Genomic DNA, 19,757 nt, shown 5'->3' on the forward strand with positions numbered 1-19,757 from the left:
GGAAAAAAGAGGGTGGGCTGGCCCGTTCGGCCAGCCAGATGCAAGGACGCTGCGGACGCTCAGCGCTTGAGCCAGGTCTGCGTGCCGGGCTCGAAGGCCCAGCTGGCGGCTTCCAGCGGCGTGCGGGGCCAGGTCTTGTTGGCCAGCTCGACCGGGTTCAGCAGCCAGACATCGAGGATCTGGCCATCAGGTGCCATGGTGTAGTGCACGGTCAGCTTTTGGCCCGCCAGGCTGGCCGGTTGCTGCAGCAGGTTGGTGTCGCCATACACGCGGGTGCCGGGCGAAAGCTTGCTCGGTTTGCCGTTGAGCAGCACGTCGGGTGTTTGCACCAGCAGGAATTCACCGCGCAAGGTTTGCGGGCTGAATTGCCGGTGGGACTGTGCCTGCGCGGCAAAAGGCGCACTGAGCGCGAGGGCGGCGCCGGCCAGGGTGGCCAAGGCGGAATGAACACAGCGTTGCATGGTATTTGTCCAGGGGCTGCGTGAATGGGCGTGCTGCGCGGAGGCTGCACGGGGCGGGGCGCTGGCTTCAGCGCAGCCGCTGATTTTAGTGCAGCGCCCGCCGGAGCCGGCGAGTCTCAGCCGATGACGCCGTCGAAGAAGATCTTCCACTGCCCATTTTGTTCACGCCAATACTGGCGCTTGAGCCGGGCGCGCTCGTCCTGGGCGCTCAGTTCGCGGTAGGTGACGATGAGCACCGGTTCGGCTTGCTGGCCCGGCAGCACGCTCAGGCGCTCCAGCGCTTGCACCGGCAATTCCTGGCGCTCCATGCGGGAGAGGTTGCTTGCAAGCTTGTCGCTGCTGCTGTCCGAGCCGCGCTGCAGCCCGGGCTCGTACAACTGGCGCAAGGCGGCTGCGTCCTGGCGCAGGCGGGCCTGCTGCCATTGTTCAAAAGCCGATTCAAAGCCGGCATCCAGCGCCGGCGGGCTGCTGACGCTGCTCTTTTTGACCCAGCGGATTTTGTCCATCACCAGCACCGGCGTTTCGCGCGGCGTCACGGTTTCCGCCAGCAGGCGCATCTCGTCATTGCTGAGCACGATGCAGCCGTCTGTGGACTGCGGGCTGCGCGCGTAGTTGCCGCTGCGCTCGCCGTGCAGCCAGATGCTGGTGCCGCCGCGGCCGGCCAGGCGGTCGATCTCATTCGGGTAGTTCAGGGGCAGGGCCGCGGCGCCGTAGCGCGCAGCCGCCTCATCGCGGCGCAGGCCCACGTAGTAAGTGCCCAGCGGCGTGCGCTGGTCGCCTTCGACCAGCTTGCCGGTGCCCAGCTTGCCAATCGAGATGTAGCTGTCGCGCAGCAGGCGCACGCCGTTGGCGCTGTTTTCGAACAGATAGAGTCGAGCGCGGCTGGTGTCCACCATGATGGCGTGGCGCACGCTGGGCGCGAGGCCGAACATCTGCTCGGGCAGGGCGTCTTGAGGCGGGCGCTCGACCAGGGCGGCCAGGCGCAGGCGCGCTTCGGTGCGCAGCAGGGCGGCCGGGTCGGGGTTCTTGGCGCCGCCGGCCGCCACCAGATGGCGCTCGACCGCCTCGCCCTGGCCGCTGCGTGCCAGCAGCAAGGTGCCGTAGACCATCTGTGCCAGGGCGAAATCGGGCTGTCGACGCACCAGTTGTTCCACCAGCGCAAAGGCTCGGCCGTCCTCGCCCTTGGCCAGCAGTTGGTAGGTCTGGATCAGTTGGCCCTCTGGAGTTTGTCCGTCGATCTGGGCCGTCAGCAGGTCGGGGCTTGGGGTCGTTTGACCGATGCTGGCGCTGCTGTTCTTGTTCTTTCCGCCCAAGGCCGCAGGCACGCTCAGCTCGACCCGCGCCGAGACGAAGCCGACCGCGCCGATGGCGCCCAGCACGGCTGCGGCCAGGCCGGCGATCAGCAGCGGGCGCTTGCGCTCGACGCGGCCGTGCCGGGAGGACAGGCGCTCGGCCAGGCGGTCAAGGTCGGAATTCGGGGCCGGCATGAGAAAGAAAATTCGGTACAGCGCAGACTGGCAAGAAGGTGGGGCGGGGTGTGGCTCGGTGCGGCCAGGGCTCAGCGATTGGTCTCGTCCGAAATCTGCCAGCGGCCGTTGCGGCTGCGGTTCAGGGAGAAGCTCTTGCTGCTCTTCACGCTGAGGGCGTCGGAGTTGTAGTCCTGGCGCAGGCTGACCGTGGCCTTGTCGCCCTGGAGCTTGACCTTGATGTCGCTGAGCGTGACCTTGATGCTCTTCTTGCTGGTGATGCGGTCGCGGCGCTCTTGCTCCCAGGCCTTGCGGTTGGGTGACTTGCCCTTGAAGTCAGACGTGTAGGCGGCGTAGTAGCTGTTCATGTCACGCGAACTCCAGGCCTTGGCCCAGGCCAGCATGGCGTTCTCCACCGCCTGGCGGTCGGCTGCGGCGCTGCTCTCGGCCTTGGCCGGTTCGGGTTTGCTGGGCTCGGGCTTGGCCACGGGAGCGGGTGTTGGCACGGGCGCAGGCTTGACAGCCGGTGTCGGAGCCACAGCAGGGGTCGGGGCCGCCGCCGGGGCCGGGGTGGCGGCCGCTGGCGCGGGCGCAGGTTTGGCCGCGGGCATCGGCGCGGCAGCGGGGGCCGGGGCTGGAATCGGCGCAGGCGCGGGCGCCTTGCGTGGGTCCACACTCGATTCAAAGATGTTCTGTACCACCGCCAGCTTCAGCGGCAGCACGCCGTCGTTCTTGTCCAGGGCCAGGGCCTTTTTGTAGGCCTGGCCGGCCAGACGGGCGTAGACGTCGCCGAGGTTCTGGAAGGCGGTCGCATAGGCCGGGTTGGTGCGGATGGCCAGCTCCAAAGCTTGGCGGGCTTTCTCGTACTCGCCCTGGTTGCCGTAGAGCACGGCCAGGTTGTTGTAGGGGCCGGGCAGCTCGGGGTGGGTTTCGATCAGCTTCTGGAACACGCCGATGGCCTCGGCGTTGCGATTCAGCAGTGAAAGCGCGATGCCGCGCTGCAGGCGCAGGCGCGGCTCTTCGGGCTTGGCGGCGAGCAGCTGGTCCACCTTTTTCAGGCCCTCGGCGGCTTTGCCGGCGGCCAGAATGGCCTGCACATCGCTGACCTCGTCGGCACGTGCCTGGCCGGTGCTCATCAGGCCCAGGGACAGCGCCATCAGGCTGGCCAGGACGGTCGGGCGGAACGCGGTGCGTGTCACGGACAAGAGCTTGGAAGAGGGCATGGTCGCGGCCGATTGAGAAGTGGCGCGATTGTAGTGGGCCGGCCTGCGCGCTGCCCGGGGCGGCCGGCACGGGAACTACCCGGATTTCCCCCTTCTGCCCGGGCTCTTGGCGGGAGGGGCCCATGCTAGAGTCGTTGGCAGTTTCTGCTGGATGTCCGGCAGGCCTGACTCGCCTTGGTGTGCATGCTGCATAACGTTGATTTTCGCGAACGGATGTTCCCTCGGGCCTTGGGCCTGGCGCTCCTGCTGCTGGTCGCCGACCCCAGCCAGGCGCTGGACATCAGCCCGCCGCGGCTGCAGTCGGTCCTCGGCCAACCGCTTCAAGTCCAAATAGCCCTGCGTCTGAGTGCCGGAGACAAAATCAGCAAGACCCTGACCGACCCCTGCTTCACGGCCGAGGTGAGCATCGGCGAGCGTGCACTCAAAGCCAGCGAATTCATGCGTTCCATCGACTGGCAGGCGGCCGACGGCAGCATTCTGATGCGCTTGCGCACCGCCGTGCCGGTGACCGAGCCGTTGGTGCAAGTGAGTCTCGGTTGTCCGCGTCAGCAGTTCAGCTTGATGTTGGATCCGGCCGAGGACCTGCTGCCGCCGCCCGCGGCCGGCCCGGTGGAGGCAGCGCCGACCCGTGTCGCTGCCAGCAAAGCTGTGACCAAAGCGCAGCCTCCTGCTGCGCCGACCGCCCGCCGCAGCGGGCCTGCCCTGCGTCTGGACGCGGCCTTGTCCGAGCGCGCCAGCGGCACGCCCGCCGCCGCCAGTGGCGATTGGTTTGCTCCGCTGGCTGGCATTCGGCTCTTGCTGGCCCTGGATGTCGGCGGTCCGGCCGGCGCCACGCCTGAAACCCACCCCGGTGTCGAAGGCCCGCGCCCTGACCGCATCAAGCAGGCCGAGGCACAGTTCGCCGCTTTGCAGGGCGAGCAAAAGCAGTTGCAGGCTGCGATGACGCAGCTCAGCAGTCAGCTGCTGGCGCGCGAGCAGCGGCGTGCGGCCAACCAAACGCAATCCACCGCTTGGCTGGTTGGCCTGGCTGTATTGGCCGCGCTGGCTGCTCTGGCCGGGGCAGGTGTGTGGATCTGGAAACGCCGCGCAGCGGCCCGGCGCGGCTGAGCGCGTTTTTGCGCGCGCATGAAAAAAGGGCTCCCGAGGGAGCCCTTCGTTCTATTTGCGTCCTGTGATTTGATCAGGCGCAATCCTGCTTGCGGCGGCGCGAGAACAGGCCGATCGCACCCAGGCCGGCCAGCATCAGGGCGACGCTGGCGGGTTCCGGCACCGGGGTCGTCGGCACGAAGGGCTCGTAGCCCAGCTCCAGGCGGCCGTTCGGGCCGGCACTCAGGGAGTTGGCGATCAGGGTGCCCTCCAGGTGGCCGCTGCCGATCACGTCCGCCTTCACCGCCAGCACGCTGCCGTTGATAAAGCTGGCCACGTTCAGGTGGGTGGCGTTGCTGAAGTTGTAAAGGATGCGGTCGCGATGCTGGGCCAGCGCATCGCTGGAGTTGACCTCGTGGCCGCCGAAGTCACCGCTGAGCACCACATTGCTGAGCGTGCTGTTGATGATCACATGAGCACCGGCCTTGACGTTCTCCAGCGTGATGCTGGTGCTCAGCGAGGTGTTGCCGAGGTTGAAGACCTGCGGGTTGTCGCTGCCGTCGCCGGTCAGCTTCAGGCCGCCCGAACCGGGCAGGGCTTGCCAGCTGCCGGTGGCGCTCAGGCCAGCCAGTTGGGTGGACAGATTGCTCAGCTGAGTCTTGGCGGCGCCAAAGTCCAGGTAGCTGGCGTTCTTCACGGCGCTGCCGTATTGCCAATCGCGGGCGCTCAGGCTGGTGCCGTAGACGATCTGGCCGTAGTTCACGGCGCCCGGCAGCCAGCTGGCCTCGGACGGGCCGATGCCGGCGTTGGTGTCGATGTTGGTGTTGGGGCCGTTGTAGACGGTGCCGGCGGGGCCGCCCGAGGCGTTGGTCAGCGAGACACCGCCCTTGACCACCAGGCTGGGTTGGTTGGAGCCGTAGGCATTGCGGTAGCCGATGTCGAAGCCGGCCGTCAGGTTGCCGCCGACGGCCAGACGGCCTTCCACGTCCGAAGCCGCGTTCACATTGCCGAAGAAGAAACCGCTGTAGCCGCTGGCCGGGCCCAGGTCGATCACCGAGGCTTGCACCGAACCGGCCATCAGCAGCAGGGTCGCCGCAGCAGATACCAGTTTAAATCCGCCGATTTTGCGGAGGCTGTTTGTATTCATCACGAATCCCTTGGGTAGGAGCGGCGTGCAATCAGGGGAATTCCTGCGCTGCAGCCAGCGAGATTCTAGAAATAACGCCTTATTTACCTACCCCCGATTCAGGGGATGTGGTTTTGTAGTGGTATTCCATTTGGTGGCTGGGAGGTGTCACAGTTTTGACTGCTGCATGCGCTGCGACAGCGCCTCTGCGCTCTCCTTGCGTTCGCTGTAGCGGTCCACCAAACAGGGCCCGATGTCGCGCGTCAGCAAGGTGAATTTGAACAATTCCTCCATCACGTCGACCACCCGGTCGTAGTACGCCGAGGGTTTCATCCGCCCCTGCTCGTCAAACTCGAGGAAAGCCTTGGCCACCGAGCTCTGGTTGGGGATGGTCAGCATGCGCATCCAGCGGCCCAGGACTCGCAGCTGGTTTACCGCATTGAAGCTTTGCGAGCCGCCGCTGACCTGCATCACCGCCAGGGTCTTGCCCTGGGTCGGGCGCACGGCGCCGCTGGTCAAAGGAATCCAGTCGATCTGCGCCTTCATCACGCCGGTCATGGCGCCGTGGCGCTCGGGGCTGCTCCAGACCATGCCCTCGCTCCATAGCACCAGTTCGCGGAGCTCTTGCACCTTGGGGTGGCTGTCCGTGCTGTCGTCCGGCAGGGGCAGGCCGCTGGGGTTGAAGAAGCGCACCTCGCCGCCCATGGCTTGCAGCAGGCGCCCGGCTTCTTCGGCCAGCAGGCGGCTGAAGGAGCGCTCACGCAGGGAGCCGTAGAGCATCAGAAAGCGCGGCGCGTGAACGCTGGCCTGGCCTGGGCGCAGGGCTTCGAGGCTGGGACGCTGGAACAGCTGCGCGTCCAGGGCCGGAAAGTCTTCGGGCTTGATGTGAAGAGGGTCAGTCATGGCGAGTGGTTCTGGGAGAGAGAGCGTGATGCAGCGCCAGGCCCAGCACAGCGCCCAAGAGCTCGGCCAGCACAAAGCCCGGCGCGCTGGCCGGGGCGATGCCGGCAAAGCTGTCGCTGAACATGCGGCCGAACACGGCGGCGGGGTTGGCAAACGAGGTGGAAGCGGTGAACCAGTAGGCCGCGCCGATGTAGGCGGCCACCAGGGACGAGGCCCGGCCCGCCGGCGCGCGCAGGATCACCAGCAGCAGGCCGGCGGTGGCGATGCCCTCGGCCAGCCATTGCGCCGGGCCGGCGCGCAGCTTGGCCGCGGTTTGCAGCAGGGGCAGCTCGAACATCGCGTGGGCCGCCCAGGCGCCCAGCAGCGCACCGAGCAGCTGTGCGGCGATGAAGGGCGCCAGGCTGGACCAGGGCAGCTCGCGGCGCCAGGCCATCACCAGGGACACGGCCGGGTTGAAGTGGGCGCCGCTGATGGGACCGAAAACCTCGATCAGCACATAGAGCCCGCCCACGGTGGCGGCGGTGTTGGCCAGCAGGGCGAGGGCGACATTGCCGCCGGCCAGGCGCTCGGCCATGATGCCGGAGCCGATGACGATGGCCAGCAGCAAGGCCGTGCCCAGGGCTTCGGCCAGCAGCTTTTGAGACAAGCGATGGTGCATGGTGAACAGGACCCCGGTCGACTCAGCTGCGCGCAATGGCCTGCAGGGCCGCAGTCAGCTCAGTGCCGCGCAGTTGCTCCAGCGGCAGGGCCAGAAGCTGCAGCATGCGGTAGGCAATCGCCTGGCGGGTCAGCTCAAAGGCGCGGCGCTTGCCCTCGTCGCCGCCCTCGGCGTTCGACGGGTCGGGGTAGCCCCAATGCACCTTCACCGGCACCTGCTCGCTGCCGGAGAAGAACACCGGGCAGGTTTCGGCCGCCGCGCTGTCGCAAACGGTGATGACGATGGACAGCGGTGGCGCCTCCGGGCCCGTGAACTCGTCCCAGCTCTTGCTGCGGTAGCCCGCGACTTCGACGCTGGCACTCGTCAAGGCTTCCAGCGCGAAGGGGTTGAGCCGGCCGCTGGGCGCGCTGCCGGCGCTGTGGGCGCGCACATTCCGGCCGAGCTTTTGGGCCCAGTGATTGAGCATGCCTTCGCTGAGCACGCTGCGCGCGGAGTTGTGGGTGCAGAGGATGAGGACGTGGGTGGTCATGGGGCGGGGTGTGAATGGGTGAACAAGTGAATGGGTGAATCGTGAGTCGTGAGTCGTGAGTCGTGAGGGGGGCGGCTTGAGTTCACCCGTTCACCTGTTCACTCGCTCACCTTCCCCACTCAGCATCCGCAATCCACCGCCTTGGTCTGCAAACAGTCCTGGCCTTGGCAGCAGTTTTCGCCGAGGTAAGCCAGCAGGCCGTTCATCTGTGCAAAGTCGGCGCGGTAGACCAGGTTTCGGCCCAGGCGTTCCTGGCTGAGCAAGCCGGCGTTGCTAAGTTCCTTGAGGTGAAACGACAGGGTGGCCGCCGGCAAGGCCAGGGCCTCGGCCAGGGCGCCGGGCGTCAGGCCGTCCTGACCGGCCACCACCAGCAGGCGAAAGATGCGCAGGCGGTGGCTTTGGGCCAGGGCGGCGAGGGCGCGGATGACGTGTTCTTCAGGCATGGAAATTATTATTCCATATCTATGGAAATATCGAAAAGTAAAAACCAGCGATGCGCTTGACTCTGGACTCACTCCAGGGTTTCCAATGCAAGCCATGGACACACGCGCCCCTTCTGCTTCCCGCTCCGCTCCTCATGCCCACAGCCATGAGCATGACCATGAGCACGGTCATGCCCATGCCCCGGCCGCGCTGGCCGCCCACGGCGACTGCTGTGGCCATGCCTGCGAGACGGCCGAGCCGGTGCTGCCGCTGGCCGCGCCCGCAGCGCTGGCCGGCTACACCCGCTACCGCATCGCCAGCATGGACTGCGCGGTCGAGCAGGCCGAGATCCGCGCGGCGCTGGAGCCGCTCGCCGGCATCGAAGCGCTGCGTTTCGATGTGCCCCAACGCCAGCTGGCCCTGAAAGCGCCGGAGGCCGTGCAGGCCCAGGCCCTGGCCGCCATCCGCCGCCTTGGCTACGAGCCGCAGCTTTTGTCCCAGGACGCCGAGCAGGGCAGTGCCGCTGCAGCGCCCGCGAGCCTGGGCGCCGGTATCTCGCGCCTGATCGCCTCCTTGCTGGCGGCCTTGGGCGCCGAAGCCTTGGCCTTTTTCGCGCCGGACACGCTGCCCTTCCAGATCGCCTCCATGGCCCTGGCCCTGGCGGCCATCGCCCTGGCCGGGCTGGAGACCTACAAAAAAGGCCTGGCGGCGCTGCGCGTCGGCCGCCTCAACATCAATGCCTTGATGGCGGTGGCCGTCAGCGGCGCTTTTGTCATCGGCCAATGGCCCGAGGCGGCCATGGTGATGGCGCTGTATGCCCTGGCCGAGCTGATCGAAGCGCGCGCCGTGGACCGTGCGCGTCATGCCATCCAGAGCCTGCTGGCCCTGGCGCCCGAGGATGCGGAAGTGCTGCAGGCCGATGGCCAGTGGCGCCGCCTGCCCAGCGGCGAGGTGGGCCTGGGCGCGACCGTGCGCCTGAAGCCGGGCGAGCGGGTGCCGCTGGACGGCCGCGTGCTGCGTGGCCAGAGCGCGGTGGACCAGGCCCCGGTCACGGGCGAGAGCCTGCCGGTGGACAAGCGGGCGGGCGATGCGCTTTACGCCGGCACCATCAACCAGACCGCGGCGCTGGAATTCGAAGTCACGGCCCTGGCGGCTGACAGCACCCTGGCCCGCATCATCCACGCGGTCGAAGAGGCCCAGTCCAGCCGCGCGCCGATGCAGCGTTTTGTCGATCGCTTTGCGGCCATCTACACCCCGGCGGTCTTTGTGCTGGCGCTGGCGGTGGCGGTGCTGATGCCCTGGCTGGCCGGTTGGACCTGGATGCAGTCGGTCTACAAAGCCCTGGTGCTGCTGGTGATTGCCTGCCCCTGCGCCCTGGTGATTTCGACGCCGGTGGCGGTGGTCAGCGGCCTGGCCGCGGCGGCGCGTCGCGGCATCTTGATCAAGGGCGGGGTCTATCTGGAAGAGGCACGCAAGCTCAAGGTCGTGGCGCTCGACAAGACCGGCACCCTGACCGAAGGCCGGCCGGTGCTGACCCACTTTGAGCTGCTGCGCCCCGGCGCCGAGCTGGCCCGTGTGCAGGCCTGGGCCCAAGCCCTGGCTTCGCGCTCGGACCACCCGGTGTCCAAGGCGATCGCCCAGGGCTTGTCGGTCGCGTTGGTGCCCGAGGTGCAGGGCTTTCGCGCCGAGGCCGGCCGCGGCGTGGCTGCTCAGGTCGAGGGCCAGGCGCTGGTGCTGGCCAATCACCGCTGGATCGAGGAGCGCGGTCAGTGCTCGCCAGAGCTTGAGGCGCAGATGGCGGTGCATGAGCAGGCCGGGCGCAGCGTCAGCCTGCTGGCCGATGCCGGCGGCGTGCTGGCCTTGTGCGCCGTGGCCGACACGGTCAAGCCCTCCAGCCGCCAGGCCGTGGCCGATCTGATCGATCTGGGCCTGACCCCGGTCATGCTCTCGGGCGACAACCCGCGCACCGCGCAGGCGATCGCGGCCCAGCTGGGCATCACCGAGCTGCGCGCCAATCTGCTGCCCGAGGACAAGCTGGCCGCCATCACCGAGCTGCAGGCCCGGCTGGGCCCCACGGCCATGGTCGGCGATGGCATCAACGACGCGCCGGCCCTGGCCCGCGCCGACATCGGCTTTGCCATGGGCGGCGCCGGCACGCACACAGCCATGGAGGCGGCCGATGTGGTGGTGATGAACGACGACCTGTCGCGCCTGCCCGAGACCATCCGGCTCTCACGCCGCGCCCGTGCCGTGCTGTGGCAGAACATCGCCTTGGCGCTGGGCATCAAGGCGGCGTTTTTGCTGGCAGCCTTGTTCGGCAGCGCGACCATGTGGATGGCGGTGTTCGCCGATATGGGCGCCAGCTTGCTGGTGGTGTTCAACGGCCTGCGCATGTTGCGCGGCCCGCGCCGCTGAAATTCAGCGCTGACATCAAGCGTTTACCCGCATGATCGTCTGCCGCGCTGGCTATACTGCGCCCGCTTTTGTTCAAGCCCTCTCCATGCGTCGTCTTCTCCTCACCCTGCTGGCACTGTTGATGCTGGCCCAGTCCAGCTGGGCCGCGGCAGCGCTGTGCTGCATCAAGGAGTTCCAGGCCAGCGCGCTGGAGGCGGCGGTTCATTTGCAAGGCCAGACCCATGCCGAGCCGCGTGAGCCTCAAGTGCTCGGCGATGATGGTGATGGCCTTGAGCTCAGGGCCCAGGATGTCTGCGCCCTCGGCCACTGCCACTGCAACCATTCGCCGCTGGCCGTGTCGCCCGACGACGGTCTAGGTGCCCAGGCCGACGGCGCCGAGCGGCGCCCGCCGCCGCGCTGCGCAGCTGAGCGCTCGCACATTCCCGAGGGGCGTGACCGCCCCAACTGGCTGCGCGCCTGAGCGGCGCGTCGTCCAAAACCCTTTTTCCTTTTTGCTTGTCCTCACGCGGCCTGTCCGTGTGAGGTGAGTTCGGCCTGATCGTTTCTTTTTCAGGCCCGCCGGACGCTGCGCCGACCACCCGTATGTGCTGTTTTTCCACACAAACCGGAGTGTTCGATGCGAACCCCTTTTCTCATTTCCTTTGTACCGGTGCCGGTGCGGATGACGCGCGCCGCGGCGCTGCTGTCGCTCTGCGCCCTGGCGCTGCTGAGCCCGGGCTTGCGGGCGCAAACGCCTGAACCTGTCCCCGCGGCAAGTTTGAGCCTGCCGCAAGCCCTGAACCTGGCCCTGAGCCACAACCCCGATCTGGCCGTCGCGCGCCTGGAGCTGCAGGCCCAGGAAGCGGCCGAGCAGCAAGCCGGCGTGGGCCCCAACCCCGAGCTCAGCCTGCTGATCGAAGACACGCGCCGTGCCAGCCGCAGCAGCACCGTGCAGTGGAGCCAGGCCCTGGAGCTGGGCGGCAAGCGCGCTGCCCGCGTGGCCGCGGCCGCTCATGCCCGCGAGCAGGCGGCCGTGGGCTTGCAAGCGCGGCAGGCCGAGCTGCAGGCCGCCGTCAGCACGGCATTCTTTGACCTGCTGGCGGCGCAGGAGCAGCTGAGCCTGAGCGAATCGGCCATGCAGCTGGCCGAGCGCAGCGTGCAGGCGGTGCAGCTGCGTTTGCAGGCCGGCAAGGTCGCGCCGCTGGAGCTGCACAAGGCGCAGGTCGCGGCCGGCGCCGTGCGTGCGGACCTGGCCCAGGCGCGCAGTGAGCTGAGCCTGGCCCGCCAGCGCCTGGCTGCGCTTTGGGGCGGCGCCGAGGCCCGCTTCGAGCGCGCCGAGGGTCTGGCCGAGCAGATGCCGCCCAGCAGCGCCGAAGTCGCGCCCAGCAGCACGGCACTCGATGAAGCGCCGGCCCTGCGCCTGGCCCGCCTGGACATCGCCCGCCGTCAGGCCCTGACCGCCGGCGAGCGCGCCAAGCGCGTGCCTGATGTGACCGTCAGCCTGGGGGCCAAACGTGAGGCAGAAACAGGGCGAAGCATGGCCGTGATCGGCCTGTCTTTGCCTTTGCCGCTGCGCGATCGCAACGAGGGCAATTTGCTCGAAGCGCTGAAGCGCGAGGAGCAGGCGCGCGAGCAACTGGCCGCCGCGCAGGTGCGCCTGCGTCTGGACCTGGCGCAAGCCCAGGAGCGCCTGCGCCAGACCCGTCTGCAGCAGCTGAGCCTGCGCGTGCAGCAGCTGCCGCTGGCGCAGACGGCGTTTGACACCGCGCTGCGCGGCTACGAACTGGGCAAGTTCGCCTTCATCGACGTGCTCGATGCCCAGCGCAGCCTGTTCCAGCTGCGCCAGCAAGCCCTGCGCCAGAGCGCCGAAGCCTGGCGCGCCGCTGCCGAGATCGCCCGCCTTTTGGGGCTGCCGCCTTTCGCCGTGCAGCCCACCACCCAACAAGACACCACATCATGATGATGAAGAGCAATACCCACACTGAAACTGCGAATCCCACTCCGGCAGCACGCCCCAAGAAGCAGGCCCTGGCCGTGGCTGTGGTGCTGGCCCTGGGCCTGGCCGGCGGCTGGGCCATCCTGCGCGGCGGGCCGGCCGTGGCCGGGGCTGACGCCCATGCGCACGGCGAAGGTGAGGCGCCCCACGAAGAAGCGCCCTCTGTGGTGGCCCCGCCCGTGGTGGCCGCCTCGGCCCCCGCCGCTGCAGCCAGCTCCGCCGACAGCGGCGAAGAATTCGTCGAGCTCAGCGACGAGCAGCTGCAGCGCCAGGCCATACGCCTGGAAGCCGCCGGGCCGGCCAGCCTGGCCCGCAGCCTGGAGCTGCTGGGCGAGGTCAAGCTGAACCAGGACCGCAGCGTCTTGGTGACGCCGCGCCTGGCCGGCCAGGTCGAGGCGGTGCGCGTCAGCGCCGGTGATCGGGTGCAGGCCGGCCAGGTGCTGGCCGTCATCTCCAGCCAGGCCCTGGCCGACCAGCGCAGCGAGCTGCTGGCGGCGCAAAAGCGCCTGGCCCTGGCGCGCGGCGTCTACGAGCGCGAGAAGAAACTCTGGGAGGAAAAGATCAGCGCCGAGCAGGACTACCTGCAAGCCCGCCAGGCCTTCCAGGAGGCGGACATCACGGCCGAGAACGCGCGCCAGAAGCTGCAGGCCCTGGGCGCCGGCGCCGCGGCCAGCGGCACCGCGGGCCTGACCCGTTACGAGGTCCGTGCGCCCATGGCTGGCGTGGTGGTCGAGAAAAAGATCAGCGTCGGCGAGGTGCTCAAGGACGATGCGCCCATCTTCCAGCTGGCCGATCTGGGCACGCTGTGGGTGGAGCTGAGCCTGCCGGTGCAGACCCTGGGCCAGCTGCAGATCGGCGCGCGCGGCCGCATCCAGGGCGCGCCTGCCAAAGAGCCGGCGTTGACGCTGAGCCATATCGGCAGCACGGTGGCCGAGCAAAGCCGCAGCGCCATGGCCCGCTTGCTGCTGCCCAACCCGCGCGGCCAGTGGCGGCCGGGCCAGCCGGTGACGGTGGCGCTGCAAACAGGCCAAACGGGCGCCTCGGGTGAAGTGACGGTGCCGGTGGCGGTGCGCAACGAGGCCTTGCAAAGCCGCGAAGGCCGTGACGAGGTGTACGTGCGCGAAGGCCAGCACATGGTCGCCCGCGCTGTGCGCCTGGGCCGCAGCGACGGCAGCCATACCGAGGTGCTGCAAGGCCTGAGCGCCGGGGAGCGCTATGCCTCCGCCAACAGCTTTGTCGTCAAGGCCGATCTGGGCAAGTCGGCCGCGGCCCACGCGCATTGAAAAAGAGCGAGAGGACGCAAACCATCATGTTTGAAAAACTCATACGAACCGCCATCGCCCAGCGCTGGGCGGTGATGCTGGGCGTGCTGGCCATGGCCTTGTGGGGCGTGTACAGCCTGCAGCGCCTGCCCATCGACGCCGTGCCGGACATCACCAACGTCCAGGTGCAGATCAACACCGAGGCGCCCGGCTACTCGCCGCTGGAATCCGAGCAGCGCGTCAGCTTCCCCATCGAGACGGCCATGGCCGGCCTGCCGAATCTGGAGCAGACGCGTTCGCTTTCGCGTTACGGCCTGTCCCAGGTGACCGTGGTGTTCAAGGATGGCACCGACATCTACTTCGCCCGCCAGCTGGTGAACGAGCGCATCCAGCAGGCGCGCAGCCAGCTGCCGGCAGGCCTGGCGCCGGCGCTGGGGCCCATCGCCACTGGCCTCGGTGAGATCTATATGTGGACGGTGGAGGCCAAGCCTGAGGCGCGCCGGCCCGATGGCCAGGCCTACACGCTCAGCGATCTGCGCGAGATCCAGGACTGGATCGTCAAGCCGCAGCTGCGCACCGTGCCCGGCGTGACCGAGATCAACACCATCGGCGGCCATGCCAAGGAATACCTGGTGGCGCCCCGGCCCGAGCAGCTGGTGGCCCATGGCCTCAGCATGGTCGAGCTGGTGCAGGCGCTGGAGCGCAACAACAGCAATGTCGGCGCCGGCTATATCGAGCGGCGCGGCGAGCAATATCTGATCCGCGCGCCGGGTCAGCTGGGCTCGATCGAGGACATAGCCAACACAGTGATCCAGACCCGCCAGGGCCTGCCGCTGCGCGTGCGCGATGTGGCCGAGGTGGGCCTGGGCCAGGAGCTGCGCAGCGGTGCGGCCACCGAGAACGGCCGCGAGGTGGTGCTGGGCACGGTCTTCATGCTGATGGGTGAGAACAGCCGCGTGGTCGCGCGTGCGGTGGACTTGAAGCTCAAGGAAATCGCTCGCAGCCTGCCCGAGGGCGTGATCGTGCAGACGGTGTACGACCGCACCGTGCTGATCGACAAGGCGATTGCCACCGTCAAGAGCAATCTCTTCGAGGGCGCGCTGCTGGTGGTGGCGGTGCTCTTTCTCTTCCTCGGCAATCTGCGTGCGGCCCTGATCACGGCGGCGGTGATTCCGCTGGCCATGCTGTTCACCTTCAGCGGCATGGTGGCCAACCGCGTCAGCGCTAATCTGATGAGCTTGGGCGCGCTAGACTTCGGCATCATCATCGACGGTGCCGTGGTCATCGTCGAGAACTGCGTGCGCCGCCTGGCCCATGCCCAGGCCCTGGCCGGCCGCCCCTTGAGCCGCAGCGAGCGTTTTGCCGAGATGTTTGCCGCCGCGCGCGAGGCGCGCCGGCCGCTGCTCTACGGCCAGCTCATCATCATGGTGGTCTACCTGCCGATCTTTGCCCTCAGCGGGGTCGAGGGCAAGATGTTCCACCCCATGGCCTTCACCGTGGTGGCGGCCTTGGCGGGCGCCATGATCCTGTCGCTGACCTTTGTGCCGGCGGCCGTGGCCTTGTTCATCGGCGATCACGTGGCCGAAAAGGAAAACCGCCTAATGGGCTGGGCCCGCCGCGGCTATGCGCCGGCCCTGGACTGGGCCTTGCTGAACAAGCCCCTGGTGCTGGCGCTGGCGGCGGTGTCGGTGAGCCTGAGCGGCCTGATGCTCAGCCGCATGGGCAGCGAGTTCGTGCCCAGCCTGGACGAGGGCGATATTGCACTGCATGCCTTGCGCATCCCGGGCACCAGCCTGAGCCAATCGGTGGCCATGCAGGCGGAGCTGGAGCGGGTGATCCAGACCTTCCCTGAGGTGCAGCGCGTCTACGCCAAGCTGGGCACTGCCGAGATCGCCACCGACCCCATGCCGCCCAATGTGGCCGACACCTTTGTCATGCTCAAGCCGCGCGCCCAGTGGCCTGACCCCAAGCGGCCCACGGCCGACTTGGTGGCCGCGCTACAGACGGCCGTGGCCCAGGTGCCGGGCCAGAACTACGAGTTCACCCAGCCCATCCAGATGCGCTTCAACGAGCTGATCTCGGGCGTGCGCAGCGATGTGGCGGTCAAGGTGTTTGGCGACGAGATGGCGGTGATGGAGCGCAGCGCCGAGGCCATCGCGGCCGTGCTGCAGCGCATCCCCGGCGCGGCCGACGTCAAGGTCGAGCAGACCACTGGCCTGCCCATGCTCAGCCTGCAGCTGGACCGTGCCAAGCTGGCCCGTTTGGGCCTGAGCGTGGCCGAGGTGCAGGAGACGGCGGCCATCGCCATCGGTGGCCAGGAGGCAGGCACGCTGTTCGAGGGCGACCGCCGCTTCGACATCCTCGTGCGCTTGCCTGAGACCTTGCGGAGCGATGTCGAGGCGCTCAAGCGTTTGCCGCTGCGTTTGCCATCTACTGGAGGCAATGCCTCGCCGGCCTACGTGACCCTGGGTGAGGTGGCGCAATTCGACATGGCGCCGGGCCCGAACCAGCTCAGCCGCGAGCAAGGCAAACGCCGCGTGGTCGTGACGGCCAATGTGCGCGGACGCGACATCGGCTCCTTTGTGGCCGAGGCGCAAGCCCGGCTGCAGGCCGAGGTCAAGATCCCGCCGGGCTACTGGACCCAGTGGGGCGGCACGTTTGAGCAGCTGCAGTCCGCCAGCCAGCGCCTGAAGATCGTCGTGCCCCTGGCCCTGAGCCTGGTGTTTTTGCTGTTGTTCGCCATGTTCCGCGACCTCAAGGACGGCCTGCTGGTCTTCACCGGTGTGCCTTTTGCGCTGAGCGGCGGCATTGCGGCGCTGTGGCTGCGCGACATCCCGCTGTCCATCTCGGCCGGCGTGGGCTTCATCGCGCTCTCGGGCGTGGCGGTGCTCAACGGCCTGGTGATGATCGCCTACATCCGCAGCCTGCGCGAAGAGCAGGGCCTGGGCCTCGACGCCGCCGTGCGCGAGGGCGCGCTCACCCGCCTGCGCCCAGTGCTGATGACGGCCCTGGTCGCCTCACTCGGCTTTGTCCCCATGGCCTTGGCCGTGGGCACCGGCGCCGAGGTCCAGCGCCCGCTGGCCACGGTGGTGATCGGCGGCATTCTTTCGTCCACGGCGCTGACCTTGCTGGTGCTGCCGGTGCTGTATCGGTGGGTGCATGGGCGCAGGGCAGCGCGCCAGGCCTTGGCGCAGGGAGCGCAACAAGCGGACCGCAACGCAAGTGCCGCTGATTTCAGCGCTTAGTCGGTGCCGCCCTCACGGCCCGGCACTGCGCCGCCATTGCCGCCGGGGGGGGGCGAATCCGCCCCTTCGGGTGAAGGCGTTGTGGTGCTGCAGCGGGCAAGCTGCGCTTTTCTGAGTCTGCTCTGGTCCGGCGGTGCGTGGCGAGAGCTGCGCAAGCGGGTGCTTTCGGCGTTTGAAGCACAGCCTGCCGTTTGTGCCTGAGGGCGCCTGAGACAGCGGTGGAGCGAAGCGTCGGCATGGCCGGCGTTTTTTTTGCGCTTCTGCGCTCGGGTTCTCATTCGCCGGCTCGGCTGTTTGGAACCGCGCGGGCAAAGAAAAAAGCCCGCAACCTTTCGGGTGCGGGCTTTTCATGTTTTGGTGGCGCTTCAGGGATTCGAACCCCGGACCTGCGGATTATGATTCCGTCGCTCTAACCGGCTGAGCTAAAGCGCCTCAAGCCCTCTACTATAGCACCGGTTTTTTGAGCCGCGCAAGAGTTCTTTGAAAAAATCTCAGGGAATTTGAATTCGCCAGGGCGCTGGGTCCGTGGACGGGAGTCGCTGCGCGAGGCTGCGGCAGGTCCGGCGCCCCTGCCACGGTTGGGCTCACGGGTTGGGCTGCAGCGCCACCCGCACCGCTGCCAGGTCCCAGGCCGCGTGGCCGACGGTCTTGAAGAGCAGGGGCGCGCGAATCAAGTTGGGATGACGCAGCGCTTCGGCGAGGCTGTGGACGCGGCTCCAGTCGATGTCGGCCTGCAGCAGATCGCCGGCTTCGTGGCGGGCGCCGTCGAGGTCGTCGACCCAGACCTGGCGGCGGCGCACTTCGCTGGCCGGCAGCTCGGCCATCTGCGGCGTGAAGCTGCCGATGCCGACGATCAAGGTGGGGTCGGCCACATGCGCGGGCAGCACTGCGCTGAGGCTGGTGGTGGCGGCCACCGTGACCTCACTGTCTTCCAGCGCCTGCTCCAGGGGCAGGGCGCGCAGGCCCGGCAGGCCTTCCTTGCTCAGTTGCGCGGCGAAGGCCTCGCCCTGGCCGCGGTTGCGGCCCACGCACCGCAGCTGCACTCCAGGCCAGCGCTGGCTCATGGCCCAGGCGTGGCTGCGTGCCTGTTCGCCGGTGCCGACCAGGGTCAACACCGCGGGTGGACGCTGAAGCAGGGTTTCGATGCCCAGCAGGGTGACGGCGGCGGTGCGGCGTGCGGTGACCACCGAGCCGTCCATCACCAGCAGCGGTTCGCCGTGGCTGGCGCTGCTGACCAGCAGGCGACCCTGGATGGTGGGCTGGCCGAGGGCGCGGTTGGCCGGGGTGACAGCGACCAGCTTGGTGATGGCGTACTGTGCATCGGTGCAGGGCATGGCCAGATAGCTGCCGCCCTCGGGCAGCGGCAGGACGGAACGGGTGGCCGCATGGATGGTGCCGGCGCGCAAATCTCGCATGGCTTGGGCCACGGCTGGAATCAGGCGGTCGAAGGGCAGCAGGGCGGCCGTGGCCTGAGCGTCAAGAATGTCCATCGTTGCGTGAGCCGGACGGGGTCGCCGACGGCCGGAAGCGAAGCGGGCTTTGAGTATCCACCGCCGAGGCGGCCCTGGGTGTCGCCGGGCTGCCCAGGGGGCGCCGTTTATGATTCGGGTGCGAACGCAGGCGTGGGTGTCGAGCTGAACCCGGCGCCGCGATCCGGAACCCCGATGACAAGGTTGAGCGACGCGCCGGCACCGCCGGCCCGCTTGCCCGCCGACGCTGCCCCGGCTTCGCGATGACGAAGTTGCCGCAGTGCCGCAGCCAAGAGTGCCCATGTTCAGCTTCTTCAAGAAAAAGTTCTCCAGCAGCCCGGCGCCCGAGCCCGTACCGGCGCCCGCGGTGGCCAGCGTCGATCTGCCCCAGGCGCCGCCTGATGCTCTTGTCGCCGCAGTGCCGGTGGCTCCGGCTCCTGTGGCCGCGCCCACGCCGGCCGCGGTGCTGAGCGCCGAGCCTGTGCCGGTCAACGCGCCCGCCATGCCTGTGGCACCGATCGCGCCTGTGCCCGCCCCGGCACCTGAGCCCCGCCGCAGCTGGATCGACAAATTGCGCCAAGGCCTGCGCAAGACCGGCTCCAGCATCGCCCAGGTCTTTACCGGCACGCAGATTGACGACGCTCTGTACGAAGAGCTGGAAGAGGCGCTGCTGATGGCCGACACCGGCGTCAAGGCGACCGAGTATTTGTTGACGGAACTGAAGCGCCGCGTCAAGGAAGCCAAGGCGACCGACCCTCAGGCGGTGCGTGGCCTGCTGGTCGAAGCTTTGGCCGAACTGCTCAAGCCTCTGGAGAAGAGCCTGGCCGTGGGCCAGCACAGCCCGACGGTGATGATGGTGGTGGGCGTCAACGGCGCCGGCAAGACCACCAGCATCGGCAAGCTGACCCGCCATCTGGCCGAGGCGGACCAGAAAGTGCTGCTGGCTGCGGCCGACACCTTCCGCGCGGCGGCGCGCGAGCAACTGTCCGTTTGGGCCGACCGCACCCAGGTGCAGATCATCAGCCAGGAGGGCGGTGACCCGGCCTCGGTCACATTTGATGCGGTCAGCGCCGGCCGCGCGCGCGGCTGCGATGTGGTGCTGGCCGACACGGCTGGCCGCTTGCCGACGCAGCTGCATTTGATGGAAGAGCTGAAGAAGATCAAGCGCGTGATCACCAAGGCGCAGGCCGACGCGCCGCACGAGGTGCTGTTGGTGGTGGACGGCAACACCGGCCAGAACGCGCTCAGCCAGGTCAAGTCCTTCGATGACGCGCTGGGCCTGACCGGCTTGATCGTCACCAAGCTCGACGGCACGGCCAAGGGTGGTGTGCTGGCGGCCATCGCTCGTGAGCGGGCCATACCGGTCTACTTCATCGGCGTGGGCGAGAAGCTGGAAGACTTGCAGACTTTCAATGCGCGCGAGTTTGCGCAGGCTTTGTTGGAGTGAGTGGTGAGTGGTGAGTGGTGAATCGGTGAACAGGTGAACAGGTGAACAGGTGAACAGGTGAACAGGTGA

At 68.1% G+C, this 19,757-nt stretch carries 16 protein-coding genes and 1 tRNA gene; 7 read left to right on the forward strand and 10 right to left on the reverse strand.

What is annotated here, in order from left to right:
• Nucleotides 1-59: 59 nt before the first annotated feature.
• From ACQY39_RS08625 to ACQY39_RS08635, 3 genes are all read right to left on the reverse strand, one after another.
• The gene (locus ACQY39_RS08625; RefSeq protein ID WP_428505282.1) at nt 60-461 is read right to left on the reverse strand and encodes a hypothetical protein; all 402 of its coding nucleotides are present in this window, start codon (nt 459-461) and stop codon (nt 60-62) included.
• 116 nt (nt 462-577) lie between these two features.
• Nucleotides 578-1,948: a L,D-transpeptidase family protein gene (locus tag ACQY39_RS08630; RefSeq protein WP_428505284.1), complete on the reverse strand. Its 1,371-nt coding sequence runs from the start codon at nt 1,946-1,948 to the stop codon at nt 578-580.
• 71 nt (nt 1,949-2,019) lie between these two features.
• On the reverse strand, nt 2,020-3,150 hold the full coding sequence (locus tag ACQY39_RS08635) for a L,D-transpeptidase Cds6 family protein (protein ID WP_428505286.1): 1,131 nt from the start codon (nt 3,148-3,150) through the stop codon (nt 2,020-2,022).
• 183 nt (nt 3,151-3,333) lie between these two features.
• On the opposite strand from ACQY39_RS08635, the gene ACQY39_RS08640 reads away from it, so the two are divergent.
• Nucleotides 3,334-4,257: a hypothetical protein gene (locus tag ACQY39_RS08640; RefSeq protein WP_428505288.1), complete on the forward strand. Its 924-nt coding sequence runs from the start codon at nt 3,334-3,336 to the stop codon at nt 4,255-4,257.
• Nucleotides 4,258-4,330: 73 nt separating this feature from the next.
• On the opposite strand, the gene ACQY39_RS08645 is transcribed toward ACQY39_RS08640, so the two are convergent.
• The 5 genes from ACQY39_RS08645 to ACQY39_RS08665 all read right to left on the reverse strand — a co-directional run bounded on the left by ACQY39_RS08645 (nt 4,331) and on the right by ACQY39_RS08665 (nt 7,895).
• Entirely contained in the window at nt 4,331-5,383 is a 1,053-nt protein-coding gene (locus ACQY39_RS08645) for a collagen-binding domain-containing protein (RefSeq protein ID WP_428505290.1), read from the reverse strand.
• 147 nt (nt 5,384-5,530) lie between these two features.
• Complete coding sequence (arsH, locus tag ACQY39_RS08650; RefSeq protein WP_428505292.1) at nt 5,531-6,265, reverse strand: arsenical resistance protein ArsH; 735 nt, start codon at nt 6,263-6,265, stop codon at nt 5,531-5,533.
• Nucleotides 6,258-6,923, reverse strand: coding sequence for an aquaporin (locus ACQY39_RS08655; protein WP_428505294.1), 666 nt, complete (start codon nt 6,921-6,923; stop codon nt 6,258-6,260). Before ACQY39_RS08655 ends, arsH begins: the two co-directional genes overlap by 8 nt.
• Nucleotides 6,924-6,945: 22 nt before the next feature.
• Nucleotides 6,946-7,452 carry an arsenate reductase ArsC gene (locus ACQY39_RS08660; RefSeq protein WP_428505296.1) on the reverse strand — a complete coding sequence of 169 codons (507 nt, stop codon included), beginning with the start codon at nt 7,450-7,452 and terminating at the stop codon, nt 6,946-6,948.
• 119 nt (nt 7,453-7,571) lie between these two features.
• Nucleotides 7,572-7,895, reverse strand: coding sequence for an ArsR/SmtB family transcription factor (locus ACQY39_RS08665; RefSeq protein WP_428505298.1), 324 nt, complete (start codon nt 7,893-7,895; stop codon nt 7,572-7,574).
• Nucleotides 7,896-7,980: 85 nt separating this feature from the next.
• Here ACQY39_RS08665 and ACQY39_RS08670 point away from each other — a divergent pair, with 85 nt between their 5' ends.
• The 5 genes from ACQY39_RS08670 to ACQY39_RS08690 all read left to right on the forward strand — a co-directional run bounded on the left by ACQY39_RS08670 (nt 7,981) and on the right by ACQY39_RS08690 (nt 16,772).
• Nucleotides 7,981-10,290, forward strand: coding sequence for a heavy metal translocating P-type ATPase (locus ACQY39_RS08670; protein ID WP_428505300.1), 2,310 nt, complete (start codon nt 7,981-7,983; stop codon nt 10,288-10,290).
• 85 nt (nt 10,291-10,375) lie between these two features.
• Nucleotides 10,376-10,750: a hypothetical protein gene (locus ACQY39_RS08675; RefSeq protein WP_428505302.1), complete on the forward strand. Its 375-nt coding sequence runs from the start codon at nt 10,376-10,378 to the stop codon at nt 10,748-10,750.
• A 156-nt stretch (nt 10,751-10,906) separates the two neighbouring features.
• Entirely contained in the window at nt 10,907-12,229 is a 1,323-nt protein-coding gene (locus ACQY39_RS08680) for a TolC family protein (protein ID WP_428505304.1), read from the forward strand.
• On the forward strand, nt 12,226-13,548 hold the full coding sequence (locus tag ACQY39_RS08685) for an efflux RND transporter periplasmic adaptor subunit (protein ID WP_428505306.1): 1,323 nt from the start codon (nt 12,226-12,228) through the stop codon (nt 13,546-13,548). Before ACQY39_RS08680 ends, ACQY39_RS08685 begins: the two co-directional genes overlap by 4 nt.
• 26 nt (nt 13,549-13,574) lie before the next feature.
• Entirely contained in the window at nt 13,575-16,772 is a 3,198-nt protein-coding gene (locus ACQY39_RS08690; RefSeq protein WP_428505308.1) for an efflux RND transporter permease subunit, read from the forward strand.
• Between the two features lie 355 nt (nt 16,773-17,127).
• Here the strand turns inward: ACQY39_RS08690 and ACQY39_RS08695 are convergent.
• A tRNA-Met gene (locus ACQY39_RS08695) sits at nt 17,128-17,204 on the reverse strand.
• 152 nt (nt 17,205-17,356) lie between these two features.
• Nucleotides 17,357-18,262, reverse strand: a complete 906-nt coding sequence (locus ACQY39_RS08700; protein WP_428505310.1) for a delta(1)-pyrroline-2-carboxylate reductase family protein — start codon at nt 18,260-18,262, stop codon at nt 17,357-17,359.
• 280 nt (nt 18,263-18,542) lie between these two features.
• Between ACQY39_RS08700 and ftsY the strand changes: the two genes are divergently transcribed.
• Nucleotides 18,543-19,688 (forward strand): signal recognition particle-docking protein FtsY, encoded by a 1,146-nt coding sequence (gene ftsY, locus ACQY39_RS08705; RefSeq protein ID WP_428505312.1) that lies wholly within the window; start codon nt 18,543-18,545, stop codon nt 19,686-19,688.
• Nucleotides 19,689-19,757: the final 69 nt, after the last annotated feature.

Source organism: Roseateles sp. (assembly GCF_965262435.1).
Classification (GTDB): domain Bacteria; phylum Pseudomonadota; class Gammaproteobacteria; order Burkholderiales; family Burkholderiaceae_C; genus Paucibacter_A.

Bases quoted from the DNA above. Each gene is read 5' to 3' on its own strand.
- ACQY39_RS08625 (WP_428505282.1), bottom strand. From the start codon at position 461: ATGCAACGCTGTGTTCATTCCGCCTTGGCCACCCTGGCCGGCGCCGCC.
- ACQY39_RS08630 (WP_428505284.1), bottom strand. From the start codon at position 1,948: ATGCCGGCCCCGAATTCCGACCTTGACCGCCTGGCCGAGCGCCTGTCC.
- ACQY39_RS08635 (WP_428505286.1), bottom strand. From the start codon at position 3,150: ATGCCCTCTTCCAAGCTCTTGTCCGTGACACGCACCGCGTTCCGCCCG.
- ACQY39_RS08640 (WP_428505288.1), top strand. From the start codon at position 3,334: ATGCTGCATAACGTTGATTTTCGCGAACGGATGTTCCCTCGGGCCTTG.
- ACQY39_RS08645 (WP_428505290.1), bottom strand. From the start codon at position 5,383: ATGAATACAAACAGCCTCCGCAAAATCGGCGGATTTAAACTGGTATCT.
- arsH (WP_428505292.1), bottom strand. From the start codon at position 6,265: ATGACTGACCCTCTTCACATCAAGCCCGAAGACTTTCCGGCCCTGGAC.
- ACQY39_RS08655 (WP_428505294.1), bottom strand. From the start codon at position 6,923: ATGCACCATCGCTTGTCTCAAAAGCTGCTGGCCGAAGCCCTGGGCACG.
- ACQY39_RS08660 (WP_428505296.1), bottom strand. From the start codon at position 7,452: ATGACCACCCACGTCCTCATCCTCTGCACCCACAACTCCGCGCGCAGC.
- ACQY39_RS08665 (WP_428505298.1), bottom strand. From the start codon at position 7,895: ATGCCTGAAGAACACGTCATCCGCGCCCTCGCCGCCCTGGCCCAAAGC.
- ACQY39_RS08670 (WP_428505300.1), top strand. From the start codon at position 7,981: ATGCAAGCCATGGACACACGCGCCCCTTCTGCTTCCCGCTCCGCTCCT.
- ACQY39_RS08675 (WP_428505302.1), top strand. From the start codon at position 10,376: ATGCGTCGTCTTCTCCTCACCCTGCTGGCACTGTTGATGCTGGCCCAG.
- ACQY39_RS08680 (WP_428505304.1), top strand. From the start codon at position 10,907: ATGCGAACCCCTTTTCTCATTTCCTTTGTACCGGTGCCGGTGCGGATG.
- ACQY39_RS08685 (WP_428505306.1), top strand. From the start codon at position 12,226: ATGATGATGAAGAGCAATACCCACACTGAAACTGCGAATCCCACTCCG.
- ACQY39_RS08690 (WP_428505308.1), top strand. From the start codon at position 13,575: ATGTTTGAAAAACTCATACGAACCGCCATCGCCCAGCGCTGGGCGGTG.
- ACQY39_RS08700 (WP_428505310.1), bottom strand. From the start codon at position 18,262: ATGGACATTCTTGACGCTCAGGCCACGGCCGCCCTGCTGCCCTTCGAC.
- ftsY (WP_428505312.1), top strand. From the start codon at position 18,543: ATGTTCAGCTTCTTCAAGAAAAAGTTCTCCAGCAGCCCGGCGCCCGAG.